The 19,434-nt window shown below is 51.2% G+C and carries 20 protein-coding genes; 5 read left to right on the top strand and 15 right to left on the bottom strand.

Features of this window, described 5'->3' with window-relative positions:
• Positions 1–25: 25 nt before the first annotated feature.
• The 3 genes from EZV61_RS17995 to bioH form a co-directional block, all read right to left on the bottom strand.
• Positions 26–967: a putative metalloprotease CJM1_0395 family protein gene (locus EZV61_RS17995; protein WP_131417382.1), complete on the bottom strand. Its 942-nt coding sequence runs from the start codon at positions 965–967 to the stop codon at positions 26–28.
• 47 nt (positions 968–1,014) lie between these two features.
• A complete protein-coding gene (locus tag EZV61_RS17990) occupies positions 1,015–1,278 on the bottom strand; it encodes a hypothetical protein (RefSeq protein ID WP_114337722.1) in 264 nt (87 codons plus the stop codon).
• Positions 1,279–1,345: 67 nt separating this feature from the next.
• Positions 1,346–2,131 (bottom strand): pimeloyl-ACP methyl ester esterase BioH, encoded by a 786-nt coding sequence (gene bioH, locus EZV61_RS17985; RefSeq protein WP_130566949.1) that lies wholly within the window; start codon positions 2,129–2,131, stop codon positions 1,346–1,348.
• A gap of 126 nt (positions 2,132–2,257) precedes the next feature.
• On the opposite strand from bioH, the gene EZV61_RS17980 reads away from it, so the two are divergent.
• The 4 genes from EZV61_RS17980 to EZV61_RS17965 all read left to right on the top strand — a co-directional run bounded on the left by EZV61_RS17980 (position 2,258) and on the right by EZV61_RS17965 (position 7,980).
• Positions 2,258–2,995 (top strand): ComF family protein, encoded by a 738-nt coding sequence (locus EZV61_RS17980; RefSeq protein ID WP_131417380.1) that lies wholly within the window; start codon positions 2,258–2,260, stop codon positions 2,993–2,995.
• Positions 2,996–3,088: 93 nt separating this feature from the next.
• Positions 3,089–3,667, top strand: coding sequence for a Fe-S biogenesis protein NfuA (gene nfuA / locus EZV61_RS17975; protein ID WP_114337719.1), 579 nt, complete (start codon positions 3,089–3,091; stop codon positions 3,665–3,667).
• A 364-nt stretch (positions 3,668–4,031) separates the two neighbouring features.
• Entirely contained in the window at positions 4,032–5,939 is a 1,908-nt protein-coding gene (locus tag EZV61_RS17970) for a polysaccharide lyase (protein WP_131417378.1), read from the top strand.
• Positions 5,940–6,042: 103 nt separating this feature from the next.
• Positions 6,043–7,980 carry a polysaccharide lyase gene (locus EZV61_RS17965; RefSeq protein WP_131417376.1) on the top strand — a complete coding sequence of 646 codons (1,938 nt, stop codon included), beginning with the start codon at positions 6,043–6,045 and terminating at the stop codon, positions 7,978–7,980.
• Positions 7,981–8,044: 64 nt separating this feature from the next.
• Here the strand turns inward: EZV61_RS17965 and dinF are convergent, their stop codons facing one another.
• From dinF to EZV61_RS17935, 6 genes are read right to left on the bottom strand one after another with little or no spacing between them, the layout of a single operon-like run.
• Positions 8,045–9,391, bottom strand: a complete 1,347-nt coding sequence (gene dinF / locus EZV61_RS17960; RefSeq protein WP_131417374.1) for an MATE family efflux transporter DinF — start codon at positions 9,389–9,391, stop codon at positions 8,045–8,047.
• 5 nt (positions 9,392–9,396) lie between these two features.
• Complete coding sequence (locus tag EZV61_RS17955; RefSeq protein ID WP_114337715.1) at positions 9,397–10,041, bottom strand: SCO family protein; 645 nt, start codon at positions 10,039–10,041, stop codon at positions 9,397–9,399.
• A gap of 3 nt (positions 10,042–10,044) precedes the next feature.
• Positions 10,045–10,953, bottom strand: a complete 909-nt coding sequence (cyoE, locus tag EZV61_RS17950; RefSeq protein WP_420810814.1) for a heme o synthase — start codon at positions 10,951–10,953, stop codon at positions 10,045–10,047.
• 25 nt (positions 10,954–10,978) lie between these two features.
• Complete coding sequence (locus tag EZV61_RS17945; protein ID WP_114337713.1) at positions 10,979–11,950, bottom strand: COX15/CtaA family protein; 972 nt, start codon at positions 11,948–11,950, stop codon at positions 10,979–10,981.
• A 3-nt stretch (positions 11,951–11,953) separates the two neighbouring features.
• Positions 11,954–12,508, bottom strand: coding sequence for a hypothetical protein (locus EZV61_RS17940; RefSeq protein WP_131417370.1), 555 nt, complete (start codon positions 12,506–12,508; stop codon positions 11,954–11,956).
• Positions 12,498–13,265: an SURF1 family protein gene (locus EZV61_RS17935; protein WP_131417368.1), complete on the bottom strand. Its 768-nt coding sequence runs from the start codon at positions 13,263–13,265 to the stop codon at positions 12,498–12,500. The genes EZV61_RS17940 and EZV61_RS17935 overlap by 11 nt, the downstream gene beginning before the upstream one ends.
• Positions 13,266–13,294: 29 nt before the next feature.
• On the opposite strand from EZV61_RS17935, the gene EZV61_RS17930 reads away from it, so the two are divergent.
• Positions 13,295–13,507 (top strand): DUF2909 family protein, encoded by a 213-nt coding sequence (locus EZV61_RS17930; protein WP_205695408.1) that lies wholly within the window; start codon positions 13,295–13,297, stop codon positions 13,505–13,507.
• Between the two features lie 19 nt (positions 13,508–13,526).
• Here the strand turns inward: EZV61_RS17930 and EZV61_RS17925 are convergent, their stop codons facing one another.
• The 6 genes from EZV61_RS17925 to lexA all read right to left on the bottom strand — a co-directional run bounded on the left by EZV61_RS17925 (position 13,527) and on the right by lexA (position 19,283).
• Positions 13,527–14,417, bottom strand: a complete 891-nt coding sequence (locus EZV61_RS17925; RefSeq protein WP_114337710.1) for a cytochrome c oxidase subunit 3 — start codon at positions 14,415–14,417, stop codon at positions 13,527–13,529.
• A gap of 14 nt (positions 14,418–14,431) precedes the next feature.
• A complete protein-coding gene (locus tag EZV61_RS17920; RefSeq protein ID WP_130566940.1) occupies positions 14,432–15,001 on the bottom strand; it encodes a cytochrome c oxidase assembly protein in 570 nt (189 codons plus the stop codon).
• Between the two features lie 22 nt (positions 15,002–15,023).
• Positions 15,024–16,610 (bottom strand): cytochrome c oxidase subunit I, encoded by a 1,587-nt coding sequence (gene ctaD, locus EZV61_RS17915; protein ID WP_114337708.1) that lies wholly within the window; start codon positions 16,608–16,610, stop codon positions 15,024–15,026.
• A gap of 18 nt (positions 16,611–16,628) precedes the next feature.
• Positions 16,629–17,723 carry a cytochrome c oxidase subunit II gene (coxB, locus tag EZV61_RS17910; protein WP_240695238.1) on the bottom strand — a complete coding sequence of 365 codons (1,095 nt, stop codon included), beginning with the start codon at positions 17,721–17,723 and terminating at the stop codon, positions 16,629–16,631.
• A 403-nt stretch (positions 17,724–18,126) separates the two neighbouring features.
• Positions 18,127–18,654, bottom strand: coding sequence for a hypothetical protein (locus EZV61_RS17905; RefSeq protein WP_131417366.1), 528 nt, complete (start codon positions 18,652–18,654; stop codon positions 18,127–18,129).
• On the bottom strand, positions 18,651–19,283 hold the full coding sequence (lexA, locus tag EZV61_RS17900) for a transcriptional repressor LexA (protein ID WP_114337706.1): 633 nt from the start codon (positions 19,281–19,283) through the stop codon (positions 18,651–18,653). Before lexA ends, EZV61_RS17905 begins: the two co-directional genes overlap by 4 nt.
• Positions 19,284–19,434: the final 151 nt, after the last annotated feature.

The raw sequence follows: 19,434 nt of genomic DNA, 5'->3' as shown, positions 1-19,434 counted from the left end.
GGGCTTTTTTAATCAATATCCTCGGCTAAGCGGTGGCCAATATGCCTGAGCGATCTAACGCATTCACTTGCCGTTGATAGAAATCTTGAATACGACTGCCACGTTCACGGATCTCTTGTGATATCTCCAAACTGCGGGGGCCACCTGGAGAAAAATCGGTCAGTTGCTGAGCATCCACTTCATCCCCCGAAGGCTGACGGAAAAAACGTACACCGATTGTCGACAGCGGCTCAGCGTAACCATTGTCATCCTCGCTTTCATTGCCACGCAGGCTGTTTTCAAATTCATTAATTGTTTGCTGGGCAATGTCATTGCGTAACTGGGCAATTTTTGCACTGGCCTCGGCTGCCACCTGACGATCTTGTGATGAAGGCTCGGCGGGCGCCAATGCGGCAGCGACAACGGTTTCCAACTTCTGCAGCGTCGCTTCAGGATCGCCTTTGACCTCAGAAGTATCGATCTGCACTTCACCGGATACCGCATAACTGACACCATCGGGGCCACGCTCCATCGAATAGCTGGGCGCGGAAGCATACTGCCCACCCACCAACGCATGCGCCTGTTCATGCGCTTTCACTTCCAGATCACGGGCACGCAGCTCACCAATTACTTGCTGTTCCGCTTGCTCAACTTTTGCCTGACGTTGTTGTTCTGCCTGTTGCTGTTGCTGTTGCTGCTCTTTTTCACCACCCTGCTGTTGCTGACCATTGCCCTCCCGCTCGGTAATATCCGCACGACCGAAGCGCGCGGAGTCAGACAGATCATATTGCTGAGATAAATTCAGCGGATTGGAGATATGACGGGATTGATCTTTTTCAGCCCCAAGTGGGGTTTCGCGATTATAGGGGCTCAACTCCCGAGATTGCGGGACAAGCTCTCGAAGCTGGTTGTCACGGCGCGCCGAGTCCGTCGGTGGGTTCGCCACATTGACAAGGACGGTGGGCATTTGCGGCATGACAATATTCATAACGCGGTTCCTATCGGGCAGGTGTTAGTTAACATCTGCCGTCGCTATTAAGCACTGGTATCCAACAAAGAGCCGATAACTTCATCAGCGGTTTGGATCACCTGAGCATTCGCTTTCGCGGTGAACTCCTGTACCCGCAGATTGACTAGCTCTTCACTTAAGCTTAGCGCCTGCTCTGCTCCTAATACCTCTTCACCCTCTGGCTCTGGGGTGACAACCTGCGTAGCTATGTTGTTAGCAGTCTCAGCCACAGACTGCTCTGCTCGGCGCAATCCTTCGACGCCGGAGTTTACTGCACTGGGTATTTCCATGGTTTCGCTCCGGACACAATCAGGGTTATGTTCAATTATTAACCAAAACTGGCTAAAACTAAAGTAATTAATGCTTTCCTAAACGATCAATGAGCGCTGCTACAAACAGCTCCCCATGACTGATAAAGGGCGCGTGAGACGCCTTACTAAAGCAGACATCATTCCCAACACAGAGTTCATTAATCAAGCTTTGTGCCGCCGCCGGCACCAGCGCATCTAAACGACCATAGAAGCGGCTGATCGGCAGGTTCAGATCCGCTAATTGCGAACGCAGATCGACTGTTTCCAATAATTTTAAGCCGGAGGAGAGAGCCAATGGATGCGGATCTCGCCGCGCCATCAGTTGCTGCTTTAGCGCTTTTACGTCGTCGCGAGCAGTGGGGCTACCCATTGCCTGGATCGCGAGAAAACGCTCCAAGGTACGACTAAAATTCTGCTTTAGCTGTGTTTGAAACTGCTGTAAGACCTCAGGTTTAATCCCTGGCCACTGGCCATCGGCAACAAATTTGGGGCTAGAGGCAACCAACACCAAGTGACTGACCCTGTGGGGTGCCATCAGTGCCACCTGTGTCGCCACTAAGCCGCCCAAAGACCATCCCAGCCAAATCGCCCGCTCCGGCAGCGCAGCTAGCAGGTGACTAGCAAGAGCTGGCAACTGGTAATCAGCCAACAACTCACTGTCGCCAAAGCCAGGGAGGTCAACCAGATGCAAAGTATAGTGCTGGGAAAGCAATGCCGTTAACGATTGCCATACTGAGCCATTGAGCCCCCAACCATGGAGCATCACCAGATCGGGCCCCTTGCCTATGGTTTCAACATGAAGATAAGGTGCCTCACTTATTTGTTCTGACATACAGGCTAAACTCTTCGTTAAACAGTAGTTCAAGGGATAACTATCCCGCTAAGGGGCGATAAACCCCTTAAGTGATGGCGGCATAGGTTGCCAGCCTATCGGCACAAGGGCAAGGAGGCTCGTTTTATGATTAAATCAATACCTGGATTACAGCGCTTATGGCGACAAATAGACCTGCAACTCAACAATCGATGTCTGCTGTGTCAGCAGCCAACAGTGCGTTTGAACCATGCCCTGTGCGCTTGTTGTTATCAGGATCTACCGCGGTTGCCACCCGGCTGCCAACATTGTGCCGAGCCACTGCCACAAGCTAAGCAACAGGTATGTGGCCGTTGCCAGCAACACCCTCCCCACTACGCCAAAGCGATCGCCTGCTTACCCTATCAGCCACCGATTCAAGGGTTACTGGCGCAATTCAAGTTCAACGGCGATCTGGCTTGTGGCCAACTATTGGGCAGCCTAATGGCCTGCCACCTGAGGCAACAGGAGCAGGCCGCACTCACCGCTAATCCCGTTCTCGTACCTGTTCCTTTACATCGAAAACGCTTACGGCAAAGGCAATTTAATCAGTCACATCTATTGGCTCAGGTTATCGCCAGCAAACACAAGCTGCGGCTAGATAGTCACTTGTGCCAACGCACTAAAAACACCCAAAGCCAACGAGAGCTGAATGCCAAAACACGCAAAGCGAATGTCCGCGGTGCGTTTCAAGTCACCCGCACGCTTCATGGCCAATCTATTGCCATTATTGATGATGTGATGACCACGGGCGCAACCGTCAATGAGATGGCCAAACAACTCTATCGGGCGGGTGCTGCTCATGTCGAAGTTTGGTGCCTGGCGCGGGCAGCGCCACCTCGTTGAGCAAGAGTGTTTCAGACTCAGTGACAACTGTTGTATGATAGAGCTTGAGTAAATTAGTCAGGCACTGCGACAAACGCGGTTGGTGAGGGATAAATGATTTCGATTTCCGATACGGCTCAGACCCATTTCAGTAAGTTACTGGAAAATCAGCCTGAAGATACCCGTATTCGTGTGTTTGTGGTAAATCCCGGCACGCCTAATGCCGAATGTGGGGTCTCTTATTGCCCACCAGAGGCGGTTGAAGAGGAAGATCTTCATTTCGACTATCCATTATTTAAAGTGGTTGTTGACGAGCAAAGCGCACCATTTCTGGATGAAGCCTCTATCGATTTTGTGACTGACAACCTGGGTTCTCAGTTAACACTAAAAGCCCCTAATGCACGTATGCGTAAAGTGGCTGATGATGCTTCTCTAATCGAGCGCGTAGAATACACCCTGCAATCCCAGATCAATCCACAACTGGCCAGCCATGGCGGTAAAGTGACATTGATCGAGATTGACGATAACGGCTTTGCCGTATTGCAATTTGGCGGCGGTTGTAACGGATGCTCCATGGTCGACGTAACACTAAAAGAGGGGATCGAAAAGGAGCTGCTGCAAACCTACGCAGGCGAGCTTAACGGCGTGAAAGATATCACCGAGCACCAGCACGGCGAGCACTCTTACACCTAACAACGATGCCTATATTCGCAATTAAAAAAACGAGCCGACTGGCTCGTTTTTTTTCTCTGTGACGAACACCTTTCGGTATACCTTAGCCTAATCACGCCTATCACAATAGAGCAAAGCAGAGCGTCACAAAACTGACGAATATCACAACCCACTTAAAACAAAGAAAATAATAACGCCAATTTTTTGACGCTGATTACTTTGTAGGCATAATAACAAACGCGTAACATCACTTCGGCATCAATAAATATAACAACACGATCTAAAACCAGGTTCGTAAGCGCGCTTGTCCAGAGGAGGACCCATTCCCCCTACCTCTGGGCAAGATGCGTCATTAGTTATCTTGTTTTAACCCCGAGGACCCTACATGTTCATAATAAATAGAAAAGAAAACACAGATAAAGGGCATCTAACTTCGGTTATCACCTTCTTGACGGCGCCTTGTCGTCAAGTGTTAACCATTGCCGCTCTCTCCGTACTTATCGGTATACCATCCGTCGCTCACTCGGCCGATAGCTGTCAGCTGGTAAGAGATGTCAATTTCAACAACCGCTCCGGTTCATTTAAATCGTACACGCAAGCAATGGCCACAGCAGATTTCGGTACGTTAGAAAAAAATGCTGCTGGCGATGTGCGAGGACTGGACCGCCCCGGTACCACATGGCGCGCCAGGAATGCCGTAGGTAACGGCGTACTGCGCACCAACTACCCTGCAAACATCGCAGGAGGCACCAACAGCGGCATCCTCTTTGATCAAAAATTCGCGGCTGCAGACGAAGCGGTCATGCAATACCGCATCAAGTTTGGTGAAAATTTCGAATGGGCCGCAGGGGGCAAACTTCCGGGTCTGGCCGGTGGCACTGGGCGTATCCCAGTGGGATGCACGCAAAACCTAAATACCATTGAAAATGGCTTTTCAGCACGATTGATGTGGCGCAAACGAGGCGATTTAGTGGTGTATACCTATTTCCCTAATCGTTTAGAGCCAAGACAAGGCAACTGCGGTATCGACTACAAGTTTGCCGAAGTAGAAGACAACCGTTGGTACACCATTCGCCAATACATAAAACTGAATACACCCGGCCAGAAGAATGGCGTGCTTCGCATGGAAATTGACGGTGAAGTGGGCTTAGATATGCGCGATGTTGAATACCGCATCTCGGGCAAGAGCAGTGTCAAGATCAACGACTTCATCTTCCATACGTATCGGGGCGGCGGCGCAAACGACACACGCTTTCACTCCCCTAATAACGAATATATTTACATGGATGATTTCAAAGTATGGACTGGCTGCTCCAATCCTGACGCTGATATCCCCGATGAAACACCTGACAACCCGATTCCGGCAGAGCCTGAGACATTCAGCTGTTTCGCAGCAGCAAAAGGGTTAGACGATGCTAAAGACAATTTTGCTAGCCAGTGCAGCAACTTCGCACGCAAAGACTGCGATCAGCTCTCTGCCAATGGTCAACAATGGTGGGTTTGCAGTAGCCAAACCATCGACGATGAGTTTGACCTGCCAATCGCAAATAGCGCTGGCGTAGTAGATATCGAAGCAGAACAATACGCCCGGGCAATCGACAGCACCGCTGGCAACAAAGGAAATGCTTATCGCACCGGCAATGTCGATATTCAAGCCACCGAAGACTCAGGGGGTGGCTTTAACATCGGCTGGATGGCCGCGGGCGAGACCCTTAGCTATGACCTTCTGCTGACCAAAGCAAGAGATTACGTCCTTGAACTGCGCACCGCGTCGGCCAGAGACAGCGGCCTTATCTCTGTGCTGGTCGATGGCGAAACACGGTTGTCCAATGAAACCATCGACTACACCGGAGATTTCCAAGCCTATAAAACGCTAACTTTCAACATAGGTGAGCTATCCGCTGGGCGACATGACCTGACTATCGAGATACATAATGGGCCCTTTAATCTGAATTGGCTGCGTTTAACTCCAGCAACCGATGAAGCCCCTTCCGATCAACCTCCTGAAGAATCAGGTAACTGCCACCAATACACCGGCAGCGAACGCACTGAGCTCGATTTACGCAGCACCACCTGTGTTGATTTGCCTGCTAACTTGGCAGATAAAACCCTGCAGGTTTGGGATAGCGACACCCATAAACAGTGCAATTTCCGCGGCGCAGTAGAGTCACTTAATGGCAACGGCATGCACCAAATAGATAGCAACTACGAATCCACCACAGGGCTAAGCGGTACGCGCATTAACTTTAATGCCAGCAATGGCTGTGAGTTCGTCAAAATGCGCTTGTTCTGATCCTTCATCAACTAGCCACCCCGGCGCATATACCCATGCGCCGGTATGCACTGATTAATAAATTGAAAAGGGCAACGTTTACGCTGCCTTTAAGGGAGTCATTATGAAAATTGGCATCATACGCCCCATTCTTGCGCTCATTTTGGCGTCATCGACTGGCTACGCTAGCGCCGAGGTAGAGTGCTCGATTGGTATCATTAAAAACTGGAGCGGTGAACGCTTCATGCTCAAAGATATTGAAGTCACCAACACCGGCAATAGTAATAGCTTATGGCATGTAAACATCGTCTTCGATAGCGACGTAGCACTGACCAGTGCATGGAGCGCTAAAGTTGAAGACACAGGCCAAGTCTTTACTGCGTCAGGTAATGATTTTAATCGGCAGCTTAGTCCAGGAGAAAGTACCGACTTTGGCATCAAAGGAGTCGGCAGCTTCAACCAGGTGAGTTGTCAGGTCGGAGAGGCGGTTATCCCAGACGAGCCCGACCTACCCGAGGGAAACCTTGTCTATAACGAAGATTTCGAGTCTTACTCGCTAGACGATGAATGGAAAAGTGTCGACGACACTCGCATTGTTAAAGAGTGTGGCGAAGGACGGGAGCAGTGCTTACGCGTCAGTTACGCGCCCACCAGTCGAGGCTCTGACCGTCTGCAAACCAAGGTCGCGATCCCTGGTGGGGATCACTACAGCCTGGTCTATGACATCCTTTTTGAAGATGGTTTTGAATTTGTCCGCGGTGGCAAGCTACCCGGCTTGTCACCAACCGTGCATACCACCGGCTGCTCACCAGCGATCGCAAATGGCTGGAGCGTTCGCCCAATGTGGCGACCAAACGGTTCAGCACAAGCCTACTACTACGGCCAAGAGCGTATTGAGCGCTGTGGTGACGGCGAGCGCAGTTTCGAAGGCGCATTTGTCACTGGCCGCTGGCAACAACTGGCTCTGGAAGTGAAACTCAACTCCACCCCTGATGCCTATGACGGCAAAGTCGTACTGCGTGTAGATGGCGAAGTCGTTTCTAAAGCCGAAGGGATCAATCTGCGCGGCACAATTAACAGCGACACGCTGATTAATCAGTTCTTTTTCAGCACCTTTTATGGCGGTGCGGATTCGAGCTGGGCACCCAGTAAAACCACCTATATTCGTTACGACAATATTCATGTCATCGACCTTTCTCAAGACGCAGATCCATCGTTCCCCTCAGAGCCGGACGAACCCACAGAACCAAATGAGCCAGAAGAGCCAAATGAACCAAACGAGCCAGAACAGCCTGCCGAGCCCGGCGATGTCGTTGCTTACTACACCATGGATGACCTCGCTTCAGGGTTTCCAACCAAAAAAGAGTGGGTAACCGCATGGTCGCCAACCAAGTGGGTCAATGGCGCAACGGAGCAACGCCTGTTCGTCGATGAAGATGTGCATTACGGCCCAAGTGGTAAGTCTGTTCGTACGCTCTACCCTCAGGGCAAACGCACCTCCTCCGATAGTGGTGCCCAGTGGCACATGGATATCAACGGTGAGTACGAAGATATGTACTTATCCTATTGGGTGAAGTTTGATGACAATTTTGACTTCGTACTCGGTGGTAAACTGCCCGGCCTGTCAGGCTCGGTCTCCTTCACTGATCGTACCCATGAGTGGAAAGGTCGGCTGATGTGGCGTGAACAGGGTAAGGTCGAGTTTTACACCCATTTTGCCCACGATCGGGAGCGCTGGTGGTGGAATACTGAAGGGTTCCAGGCGCAATTTATCCCCAACCAATGGCACCATGTGGAGATGCACTTCCGGATGAACAGCGCAGGCGAATATGACGGCTTGATGGAAGGTTGGTTTGATGGCAAAAAGGCCGCCTACTATGACGGCGTTAAGTTCCGTGACGCAGACGAGCCTAACAATAAGATCACTAAAGTCTTCTTCAGCACCTTTTTCGGTGGGAGTAGTGGCGACCGTTGGAATGCGACTAAAGATGAGTTTGCCTGGTTTGATGAATTCATCATCTCACCCAAGCGTATCGGCTACCCAGGCCCTTGGGTAGAGTAGTCAGCGACACCATATAGCAATAATCAAGCCCGCGTATGCGGGCTTTTTACTTCTCGCGACGCAGCTAACGCGGCGCCCAGGAAAATGGCACCCGCTGAGAACGCCAGCCTTTTAGCAGCATAACGGCTAGGGTGACACCTCTAGCCGCCATAAACAGTAACATGGCGCTCCACAATGCATGATTGCCAGCCCCTTGCAACAACCACCAAGTAGGGAAAAACACGCCTAATGTTGAAAGCAGCATGCTGTTGCGCATCGCTTTTCCCAGTGTCGCACCGATAAAGATGCCGTCCAGCCAAAAGCACCAACAAGCAACGATAGGCAACACAATCAGATAGGGAAGATAGAGCAAGGCCGTTTCACGTACGGCGGTAATATCAGTCAGCCTGGCGATAATCTGCTCGCCTCCTAACCAGAACACGAGGGCAAAGCCAAGCCCCAGCATCAAACTCCAAAAGCCGGAGATCCACAGCACCCAGATCGCACTTGCTCTGCGTTGTTGTCCAAGTGCTCGGCCAAACAATGCTTCAGCGGCATAAGCAAATCCATCCAGTCCATAGGAAGCTAACATCAGAAAATTAAGCAGCACCGCATTGCCAGCAATGATCTCATCGCCTAAGCGAGCCCCCTGCAAGGTGATAAACGCAAAACAGAGTTGCAACATCAGTGCACGAATAAAGATATCGCGATTCAGAGCCAGCAGGCCTTTGATCATTGGCCAGTCCATCACCCCCTGCCATGGCAACGGCACGGAGAGCCGCCTCAACTTCCGTTGAAACAGCCATAGCGCCAAAAGCAATCCGGCATAATCGGCAAGCACGCTGGCAGCTGCGGCTCCGGCAACACCCCATTGCAAGACTGGCACAAACAGAATATCAAATACGATGTTCACTAGGTTCGTCAGGAGCAGTACCCACATCGGAGCCTTCGCATCCTGCATACCAAGAAACCAACCCAGCAGTACGAGGTTCAATAGTGCTGCTGGCGCACTCCAGATACGAATATCGAAATAGACACCGGCATAATGGGTCACCTGTTCACTGCCACCAGCAACAGGTAACGCCAGCTGTTTAATCGGCAGCTGCAATATCAGCAGCGTAAAGGCCAGGGTCAGCGCCAATATTGCTGCTTGCCCCAAGCGTTGCAGAGAAAGTGAATAATCCTTTGCACCGTGTGCTTGTGCAACCAACCCGGTGGTGGACATACGCAGGAAGCCCAGTAGCCAAAAGAGCAACGAAATCAGCATAGCGCCCATAGCCACGCCGCCAAGATAGTAACTGGCGTCCATATGACCTATGACAAAGGTATCAACAAGCCCCAACAAAGGAACTGAGATATTCGACGCCACCATCGGCAGCGCCAAGGCCAACACCCGCCGATGTCCGGCCCGCAGCGCGAGGGGATGTACCATCAGGGTTAGCCGTTAGGCAAAGCGACGATGACGGGGATCTCGTCAATTAACTGGGCAGTACTGACCGTTGGCACACTGCCAGGGGTAGACTCGGGCCGAAATCGAGCGCGCATCTGGCCATTAGGATCCAGTAGCACCATGCTGGCGCTATGATCGACGGTGTAACTGTCACTGTCTGTCGCATCCACCATGGCGTACACCAGTCCCATCCGCTGAGTCAGGGGGAACAACTCTTTATGCTCGCCAGAAACACCAATGAATTCGGGATTAAAGTAGGTAACGTATTCAGCCAGCCGCTCAGCACTGTCGCGCTTGGGATCGGCACTGATCATCACCATCTGTAACTCTGGGATCTGCTGTTTTAATTGCGGATATACCTGAGTCATCTTTGCCATGGTGGTTGGACAAATATCTGGGCAGAAGGTGTAGCCAAGAAACAGCAATGTCCAATGGCCTTTAAGTGAAGCATTAGTGAACATGCTCCCTTGCTGGTCTCGCAAAGTAAACGCTGGCAGGCTACGGGATGGCGAAAACAGATCCGCAGTAACCGCAACCTCAGGCACCTTGCTGATCTGCTGATAGCTGAACCAGCCCCCAATCGCCGCTGCCGCCAGCAGCACAACAACGCCAATCCGCATATACCAAGTCATGAGTTACGCCAATAAATAGTGATCTGTCAGTAGGATAATAAACAGTAACATCAGATGCACGATCGAAAACTTAAAAGTGGCCATGGCATCACCACTATTTGCTTTAAATTTCAAACGCCAAGCGTAATAGAGAAAGGCCCCATTCAATAAACTACTACCGAGCAAATACAGCTCATGGCTCATGCCCGTCAGATAGGGGAGCAAACAAACCAAGCCTAACAGCACGGTATAAAGCAAAATACAGGTTTTAGTAAATGCCACGCCGTGGGTGACGGGCAACATAGGCATGTTTACCTTGGCATAGTCATCTCTACGATGGATAGCTAGTGCCCAGAAATGTGGTGGCGTCCAAGTAAAAACTATCAGTACCAGCAACAGGCTGTGTGGATCAACATTGCCTGTCATCGCCGTCCAGCCAAGCAGCGGTGGCGCAGCTCCTGCCAGTCCACCAATGACAATATTCTGTGGTGTTGCACGTTTCAGGTAGAGAGTATAGATCAGCGCATAACCCACTAAGCTAACGGCAGTAAGCCAGGCAGTCAGCATATTCACCCACAGCGCCAGTACAGCAAACCCCAATACAGAAATTAATGTAGCGAAGCTAAAACAGCGCATCGCGGTCAGCTGGCCGCGCACTAACGGTCGTCCCCGCGTGCGCATCATGCGCGCGTCAATTTCCCGATCCAGCAGGTGGTTATAGGCCGCCGCTCCAGACGACATCAAGCCAATACCAATCATCGCCGCCAGCAAAAGTCCGGCAGACGGTAAGCCATTTACCGCCAAACATGCACCAACCAATGCCGTTAGAAGTAATAGCATCACCACTTTCGGCTTTGTCACCTGATAGTAATCACGCCAGCCCGCATCGCCCATCAAGGCGCTCAAAACGCCTCGGCTACTCACCTGGGTCATGGTTTTACTCATTGTCTTTCTCCTATCAGGCCTTGCGTAGCAACGCGTAATTCGTAATAACCAATAAGCCAAGTAAGCACGCAGCGACCACATTGTGAGCCACGGCCACTGGCAGAGGTAAACTCAACACCACGTTACTGATCCCCAAGCCCACCTGGAGCAGCAACAGACCAACTAACGCCAGTGCCGTACGTCGAAAAAAACGGCTGCTAGCACAGTTAAACAAACGCCAGCTGAACCAAAGCAACATACCGAGCACCACTATCGCCCAGAGACGATGCACCACATGGATAGTCATACGACCAGCATAATCCAACACGCCAAACTCGTAGTTCTCATGTCCCGGCTGCCACAACTGAAAAGCGCTAAAGTCCAATCGAGCGAGCCAGCCGTTTTCACAAAACGGCAGCTCAGTGCAAGCAAGCGCTGCGTAGTTTGTCGACGTCCAGCCACCCAGCACGATCTGCAGCACCAAGGCCAATAACACAGCGAGACTCAAACCGCTGAAGCGACGTAGTTCAGCATCTCCACCAGGTATACGCAGCGGTAACAAACGCACCACCAGCAGCAATAACAAACAGAAGGTCGCAAAGCCTCCCAGCAGATGAGCGAGCACCACCACAGGCATCAGGTTCATGGTTACCGTCCACATCCCTAATGCCGCCTGAAATATCACCAGCAATAGCAGTAAGCTTGGCAAACCAACCGGCCCATCACGCTGTTTCCACGCCAGAATGGCCATGGCCAGCACCAATAAGCCCAACCCGCCGGCGACGTAACGATGGATCATCTCGTTCCAGGCTTTTTCCGGCTCCAGCGGGCGTTCCGGAAACGCTATTTGTAACTGTTCGGCCTGCTCTTGTGCCGGCACCGTCAAGTGACCGTAGCAACCGGGCCAATCCGGGCAGCCCAAGCCCGCGTCAGTCAAGCGGGTATAGGCACCGAGCGAGATCACTACCAGCGCTAATAGGGTTGAGACGATCGCGAGGGCCTTCATTAATTAGCCTATCTTGGAATTTTTCATCAGCTTACGCAGATCTTTCAGTAGCGCTTGACTCTGCAAGGTCAAGCTCTCGCCATCTTCATAGGGATAGCGCAATACCAAATTGCCAAGCGGATCCACCAGATAAAAGGCGTCGGAGAAGTAACTTTTACCCATCGCGGTGACCTGCTCAAACTGCAGTGGTACACCTACCGGCAGTTGCCAATTGCTGGGTTGGCCAGTACCCAAGGCGCGCAGCTGCGCCCGCTGCTGTTCCCGCCCCAACGCCAGCCATACATTTTGCAGCGTATCGATCGCTTGTTGGCAGTTTTCGCGGCAAGGACGGTCAACAGTAAATACAACCAACCATGCCCCGGTTGCATCACCCCCGCCTTTTTCATCGATGGTTTCACCGCTGGCGATCAGCTCGCCTTTGTTCAGCACGGCACCTTGATACCAACCTTGATTGAGCACCAGATAAGCAATGGCCACCGGCAAAATAAACGCGGCAACGATGGCAATTAACGGCTTGCGATTTGGTTTTTTATCGACATTTTTAGTACTACGACTCATGGCTCTCTCTTACTGTCTTTCTAACTCCGACGCTCAACATGATGGCGATAAACACTAACGCCATGCTGAACCATTGAAACGCGTAAGCCTGGTGCTTTTCCACCGAGACCGTGGTAACCGGCCACTCTCGTGGATAGCCGATAGGTAACTGCTGATCCAACAGCAACAGGTCGCTACGCAATGGGTTGGTAAATAGTGGCTGCAGCGCAGCAATATCGAGGGTTTGCAGGCGCAACGGCCAATTTGGATGTTGCGCGATGGTTTGTTGACTCAACACCATGACCTGCTGTTGCAGCGATTTAATCCGACCTTGGATGCTCTGCTCACCGTGCAAACCAACAGCGGCCAGATCAAGCTCCGGTAACTCCGCCCGTTGCAATGGCGCGGGTACAAAGCCAATATTCACCAACTGGATCTGCGAACTATGGGCTAGCTGGAGGGGCAGCACCACCTGATATCCCACCCGCTTCTGCCATATTTGATTGTCTAACAAGATCACCTGTTCGAGGAGGAATCGCCCTGAGATCTTTACTGTCTGTCCGACCATGTCGGCGTCATTTGCAAAACTATCCAACGGGCGCGCTCCCGCCTCGACACTTTTCTCTGCGGTAGCAATGAGTGATTGTTTGAATTCGGCACGGGATAGCTGCCAAAAACCAAGTCGCAATAACAACGCGGCCAGCAAGATGGCGAGTAGCAGCACCCACCAGGACAACTGCAGTTGATACCCTCCGCCGGGCAGGTCAAACTGCATCATCTACCCATCTCCACGAAGGTCGCTCAGTCATGTTATTGCTCACCAAAGGCATCATCCTATTACTGCTTGGCATCATCCTGTTTAACCTGTTTAGCGGCCTATTCTCTATGTTGCGACAAAACAACGATAAACCCATGTCCCATTATCTCGGTCGGCGCGTACTTTACTCAGTCGTGGTGCTGGTGCTACTCCTACTGCTGATGGCAACAGGTATTCTTCCCCATAACCCTCGCCCTTATTAGGCGGCAAAAAGTCCCTGCGCTACAAAATGTAGACAAATACAAATAGGCAAAGCCAAACCACATCAACAAAGTGCCAGTACCATGCACCAGCCTGAAAACCAAAGTGTTGCTTTGGCGTAAAGTGCCCCTTAAGAATGCGCAGCAACAAAATAAACAGGATTAAGGTGCCCAGCGTCACATGCATGCCATGGAAACCGGTCAGCAAGAAGAAGGTGTTGCCATATACACCTGCATCCAATGTCAGCCCCATCTCTTGATAGGCATGGATATACTCTTCGACCTGTAAGAACAGAAAGCCGATCCCCAACAACACGGTTAACGCGAGCAGGCCAATCAATTGCTTACGTTTGTTCTGCTCCAAACCCACATGGGCAAAATGCAAAGTGACCGATGAGACCAGAAGGATAATGGTATTGTACAGGGGCAGACCGCCCCACCCCATCGCCTCGGTGGTTGTGCCGTCCGGTGTACTGACCAACGGCCAGTGAGCAACGAATTCCGGCCACAAGATGGCATTGGTCATGGCGTTATTGCTGTCACCGCCGAGCCATGGCACAGCAAAGATACGGGCATAAAACAGCGCACCGAAGAAGGCACAAAAGAACATCACTTCAGAAAAAATAAACCAGCTCATGCCTTGGCGAAACGAGCGATCCATTTGCGCACTGTACAGCCCCGACATTGACTCGTTAATGACATTACCAAACCAGCCAAACAACATGATCACCAGCAACAACAAGCCACTAAAAAGGACCCATTGCCCCCAGCCGCCACCAGCTTCCATCTGTTGCACGCTGGTGCCAGCGCCCACGGCGATCAGACAAAGTGCTATCGCTCCAATGATCGGCCATGGACTTTGCTCTGGGACGTAGTAACTGGGTGTTTCTGTGTGCGTGGTTTCTGAAGCCATAACTCCCCCCCTGCTCAGCGGCTGGTCGATGCTGATGCACCGCCTGCTTGTGATCCGGTGATGTCAAATAAGGTATAGGACAGCGTGAGCGTAGTGACATCGTCGGGAATGTCGTTGTCGATAAAGAAACGCAGTGGCAATGCCTTCGTTTCTCCCGCTGCTAACGGCTGCTGGTTAAAGCAAAAACACTCTGTTTTATTAAGATAGGTGGCCAATGTCCCTGGCGACACTGAGGGTACGGCCTGCCCCACCATCTGTGTTGATGTCAGGTTCTGCACCTCAAATTCAGCGATGTGTAGCTCACCCGGATGCACTGCCATACGGCGCACAACGGGTTCAAAACGCCAAGGCATACTTCCTTGAGTACGGGCAATAAACTCGATCGTTACTAAGCGACTGGTATCGACGATTGGCCCGTCATAGACGGCGACCTCACCCGAGGTACGGCCATTGAGTCCGGTCAAGTCGCAAAACACATCATATAACGGCACCAAAGCGAAGGCGAAACCGAACATCCCCAGCACGGCAAATCCTAGACGCCAAAGCAGAGGTTTATGAGATACAGCCGCTTTCTGTTCGCTCATCATCGCTCCCGCGCCAGCTGCGCTACTTGATCTCAGGTGGCGTAGTAAAGGTGTGATAAGGCGCGGGCGATGGAATGGTCCACTCTAGCCCCTCCGCACCTTCCCAAACTTTCGCTGGGGCTTTTTCACCGCCTTTAACGCACTTAATCACCAGATAGAGAAATATCAGTTGCGACAGGCCAAAAGCGAAGCCACCAATTGATACGATCTGATTGATGTCAGCAAATTGCAGTGCGTAATCGGGAATGCGTCGCGGCATCCCGGCAAGGCCTAAGAAGTGCATCGGGAAAAACAGCACGTTGACAGAGATCAGCGAGCACCAAAAATGCGCTTTACCTAACCCTTCGTCATACATATGACCGGTCCATTTCGGTAGCCAGTAGTACGCCGCCGCCATAATTGAAAACACGGCACCGGTTACCAGCACGTAGTGGAAGTGCGCCACCACGAAGTAGGTGTCATGGTATTGAAAATCCACCGGCGTGATCGCCAGCATCAAACCGCTGAAGCCACCGATAGTAAATAGGATCACAAACGCGATAGAGAACAGCATCGGCACTTCAAAGGTCAACGCACCGCGCCACATGGTTGCCACCCAATTAAACACTTTCACCCCGGTTGGCACGGCGATCAACATAGTGCAATACATAAAGAAAAGCTCGCCAAACAGCGGCATACCCGTGGTAAACATATGGTGGGCCCACACCAAAAAGCTCAAAACAGCGATAGAAGCGGTGGCATAAACCATGGAGGCATAACCAAATAGTGGTTTGCGACTAAAGGCAGGGATAATCGACGACACCACGCCAAAGGCGGGCAAGATCATGATGTAAACTTCGGGGTGACCGAAGAACCAGAAAATATGTTGGAACATGACCGGGTCACCACCGCCTGCGGCATCAAAAAAGCTGGTGCCAAAATACTTGTCTGTCAGCACCATGGTCACAGCACCTGCCAGCACCGGCATCACAGCAATTAATAGAAAAGCGGTGATCAGCCAGGTCCAAACAAACAGTGGCAGCTTCATCCAGGTCATCCCCGGCGCGCGCATATTCACAATAGTCACAATGACATTGATTGCCCCCATGATTGAGCTGATCCCCATGATGTGTACTGCAAACACAAACAGGGCGGTGCTCTCTGGGCTATAGGTGGTTGATAAAGGGGCGTAGAATGTCCAACCAAAATTGGGGCCGCCACCTTCAGTGAACAGCGAAAACAGCAGCATGCTGAACGCAAAGGGCAGGATCCAAAAGCTCCAGTTATTCATGCGGGGTAACGCCATATCTGGTGCGCCAATCATCATCGGGATGAGCCAATTGGCTAACCCGGTAAATGCCGGCATAACGGCACCAAATACCATGATCAGTCCGTGTACCGTGGTCATCTGATTAAAGAAATTTGGCTCCACCAACTGTAAACCAGGCTGGAACAGTTCCGCACGGATAACCATCGCCATGGCGCCGCCGATCAAAAACATGGCAAAACTGAACCACAGATAGAGGCTACCTATATCTTTGTGGTTAGTGGTAAAGATCCAACGCTTCAAACCTGAGGGGGCGTGATGCGCGTGGTGTTCGTCATGCAGTGACTCAGCTACGCTGCTCATTTTTCAGCTCTCCTCTGGCTAGATTGCGCTTTTGATGCGGGCATCCACATCAGCGGGTTGAACGAGTTGACCGGTGTTGTTACCCCAGGCGTTACGCTCGTAGGTGATCACCGCGGCCAACTGTTTGAGTGTTAACTGTTTGGCAAAGGCCTGCATTGCCGTACCTTTTTTACCGTGGATAACAATGTCTATATGGGCACCTACATCGCCGATGGTTAGAGGACTGCCCTTCAAGCCAGGAAATACACCAGCAAGACCTTCACCATTCGGTTGATGGCAAGCCGCACAAGAGGTCATATACACTTGCTCGCCTTCAGCCATTAACTCTTCCATGCTCATACTCATCGCCAGCAGTTTTTGCTCTTCCGCTTTCGCTTCAGCTTGCGTGGTTTTCAATGTCGCCAACCAAGTGTTGTATTCTGCTTCCGACTTGGCGACCACAACGATCGGCATAAAGCCATGGTCTTTCCCGCACAGTTCCGCGCACTGCCCTCGGTATGTGCCGGCTTCGTCAATTCTGGTCCACGCTTCATTAATGAAACCTGGATTAGCATCTTTTTTCACCGCAAAAGCGGGCACCCACCAACTGTGAATAACGTCGTCGGAAGTCATTAAGAAACGCACTTTTTTACCGATAGGCAGAACTAGCGGGCGGTCCACCTCAAGTAGGTAGTTTTCAGTTTTGGCGAGTTTATTTTCGATCTCGGCACGGGGTGTCGCCAACAGGCTATAGAACTCAACGTCATCATCCAGATACTTGTAGTGCCACTTCCATTGCGAGCCCGTCACCAAAATGGTGACATCCGCTTCCGTGGTATCTTCCATATTGATCAACACTTGCGTTGCTGGCACCGCCATCGCAACCAAAATAAGCAGTGGTAGTGCAGTCCAAAGAATCTCGACCTTGGTACTTTCATGAAACTGCGCCGGTTTCACTCCCTTGGACTTGCGATGATGAATGATTGACCAAAACATCACACCGAAGACAAGCACGCCAATGACGCAACAGATGTAGAAGATGGTCATGTGGAGCTGGTAGACGTCCTGACTTATGGCTGTCACACCCTGAGTCATATTTAGCGGCATCTCCTCGGCGGAGATAAATGACGGCAATAGGGCGCCAGCCCCCGCCGCGACGCGTGTGGCTATCCGTATCAAGAGGCTTCTCCTCGCACTTACAAAAAACACCTGTTCGACAGGCGCTTACCCCAAAACCCCAGTAGCCACTACAGACCGCATATTTAAATTTTTATAGGCGCGGTCGCAGCTATCAGGCCTTGATTAAGAATCGTTCACGATTAGCGATACGTCTAAAAATTAATCAAAAAACTTGAGCAAGTTAGCAAACTGCCCAACTGTTTGCGGGTTAAATCACATCCAAATGGTGATATTTAGCCTGACGAGTGATGAAGTCTGTGCAACTAGAGTTAGCAGCTAATGTGTTAGGAGGATTTTCAAAGGTATAAAAAAAGCCGCCTTGCGGCGGCTTCGGAAAGTACATTGAAACTGTGGGGGATCAATGGACCAACACACTGGCGAACATCTGATTTTTCGACCGTGCTGATTGCCATGCTCTACCTGCATGGCAACGGTTATTCATGCGATGAAACAAAACACTGTTTGTATCGTAGCAAGCCGCTTCGGCGGTTAACGCCTGCCACTGCGCTTCGGAAAGTAGATCCGTCCAGCCGATAACCAAGCCACAAGTGGCAGAGCCTAAGCCTTGAGTCACGGCACACATCACACCTTGTTCATCTTTGGGGTGGACTTGCAACAGTCGCTCAGCGCACACACCATTTTCCACCAACCAACGCGTCACCTGCTTATCAGGGGCTGCCACCAATACCACCCATTTATTGGCTTGTTGACTACGTTTGATTGTCTCTAACAGTGCTGATTGCTGGCCTTCAACCGGCACAATCTGCGCTCGCGATTGCCACTTATTTTGCAGGCGGCGGTTGCCGGTTAGCTTTGGCTGCGGTGCAGCTACCAATGAGCCAGTCATTTGGCGAGTATGCAGATTCATTGTCTCAAATGGGTTCATAACCACTCTCCATTACGAATGATACCAACAGCCAGCCCTTCAATGGCCAGGTTCTCTACACCCAGATCGACTTTGATCGGGCTGTAGGCTTCATTTTCAGCATGCAACAGCACATCTTTGCCATTCTTTTCAAAACGCTTAACTGTCACCTCATCATCACCCACCCGAGCGACTACCACCTGCCCATTCTGCGCCGTCGCAGTCTTGTGCACAGCCAGCAGGTCGCCTTCGAGGATGCCAATATCCTTCATACTGTCACCGTGTACTCGCAGTAAGAAGTCCGCAGATGGCCGGAACATGGCTGGATCAACTTTGTAATGCGCCTCAACATGTTCTTGCGCCAAGATAGGCGTACCGGCAGCCACTTGACCAATCAGAGGTAAGCCATCATCGTTTGCAGCCGCTTCATCATCCGCCTGTGGGATCACGCGAATACCCCGTGATGTTCCCGCCAAGATCTCTATTAAACCTTTTTTGGCCAGTGCTTTGAGGTGCTCTTCCGCGGCATTAGCAGACTTAAATCCCAATCGGCGTGCAATTTCCGCACGAGTTGGCGGCATGCCTGTCGCTTCAATATTGTCTTTAATCAACGCAAGAATTTCAGCTTGCCGTGGTGTTAATGGGCGCATAAAGATACCTGTGATTGCATACAGTATACTGTGAGTATATACAGGTATTTATTCATGGCAAGTATCACTGCTGTTTTTTTGATCACTGTTTTATGTGACATTAATAACTTGATTCGCTTTGAATTTTGCAGAAATAGTGGATCTGCGGCAG

The organism is Corallincola luteus, assembly GCF_004336975.1.
Classification (GTDB): domain Bacteria; phylum Pseudomonadota; class Gammaproteobacteria; order Enterobacterales; family Neiellaceae; genus Corallincola; species Corallincola holothuriorum.
This window is presented reverse-complemented; position numbering and strand designations above follow the sequence as displayed.

Bases quoted from the DNA above. Each gene is read 5' to 3' on its own strand.
- EZV61_RS17995 (WP_131417382.1), bottom strand. From the start codon at position 967: ATGAATATTGTCATGCCGCAAATGCCCACCGTCCTTGTCAATGTGGCG.
- EZV61_RS17990 (WP_114337722.1), bottom strand. From the start codon at position 1,278: ATGGAAATACCCAGTGCAGTAAACTCCGGCGTCGAAGGATTGCGCCGA.
- bioH (WP_130566949.1), bottom strand. From the start codon at position 2,131: ATGTCAGAACAAATAAGTGAGGCACCTTATCTTCATGTTGAAACCATA.
- EZV61_RS17980 (WP_131417380.1), top strand. From the start codon at position 2,258: ATGATTAAATCAATACCTGGATTACAGCGCTTATGGCGACAAATAGAC.
- nfuA (WP_114337719.1), top strand. From the start codon at position 3,089: ATGATTTCGATTTCCGATACGGCTCAGACCCATTTCAGTAAGTTACTG.
- EZV61_RS17970 (WP_131417378.1), top strand. From the start codon at position 4,032: ATGTTCATAATAAATAGAAAAGAAAACACAGATAAAGGGCATCTAACT.
- EZV61_RS17965 (WP_131417376.1), top strand. From the start codon at position 6,043: ATGAAAATTGGCATCATACGCCCCATTCTTGCGCTCATTTTGGCGTCA.
- dinF (WP_131417374.1), bottom strand. From the start codon at position 9,391: ATGGTACATCCCCTCGCGCTGCGGGCCGGACATCGGCGGGTGTTGGCC.
- EZV61_RS17955 (WP_114337715.1), bottom strand. From the start codon at position 10,041: ATGACTTGGTATATGCGGATTGGCGTTGTTGTGCTGCTGGCGGCAGCG.
- cyoE (WP_420810814.1), bottom strand. From the start codon at position 10,953: ATGACCCAGGTGAGTAGCCGAGGCGTTTTGAGCGCCTTGATGGGCGAT.
- EZV61_RS17945 (WP_114337713.1), bottom strand. From the start codon at position 11,950: ATGAAGGCCCTCGCGATCGTCTCAACCCTATTAGCGCTGGTAGTGATC.
- EZV61_RS17940 (WP_131417370.1), bottom strand. From the start codon at position 12,508: ATGAGTCGTAGTACTAAAAATGTCGATAAAAAACCAAATCGCAAGCCG.
- EZV61_RS17935 (WP_131417368.1), bottom strand. From the start codon at position 13,265: ATGATGCAGTTTGACCTGCCCGGCGGAGGGTATCAACTGCAGTTGTCC.
- EZV61_RS17930 (WP_205695408.1), top strand. From the start codon at position 13,295: ATGTTATTGCTCACCAAAGGCATCATCCTATTACTGCTTGGCATCATC.
- EZV61_RS17925 (WP_114337710.1), bottom strand. From the start codon at position 14,417: ATGGCTTCAGAAACCACGCACACAGAAACACCCAGTTACTACGTCCCA.
- EZV61_RS17920 (WP_130566940.1), bottom strand. From the start codon at position 15,001: ATGAGCGAACAGAAAGCGGCTGTATCTCATAAACCTCTGCTTTGGCGT.
- ctaD (WP_114337708.1), bottom strand. From the start codon at position 16,610: ATGAGCAGCGTAGCTGAGTCACTGCATGACGAACACCACGCGCATCAC.
- EZV61_RS17905 (WP_131417366.1), bottom strand. From the start codon at position 18,654: ATGAACCCATTTGAGACAATGAATCTGCATACTCGCCAAATGACTGGC.
- lexA (WP_114337706.1), bottom strand. From the start codon at position 19,283: ATGCGCCCATTAACACCACGGCAAGCTGAAATTCTTGCGTTGATTAAA.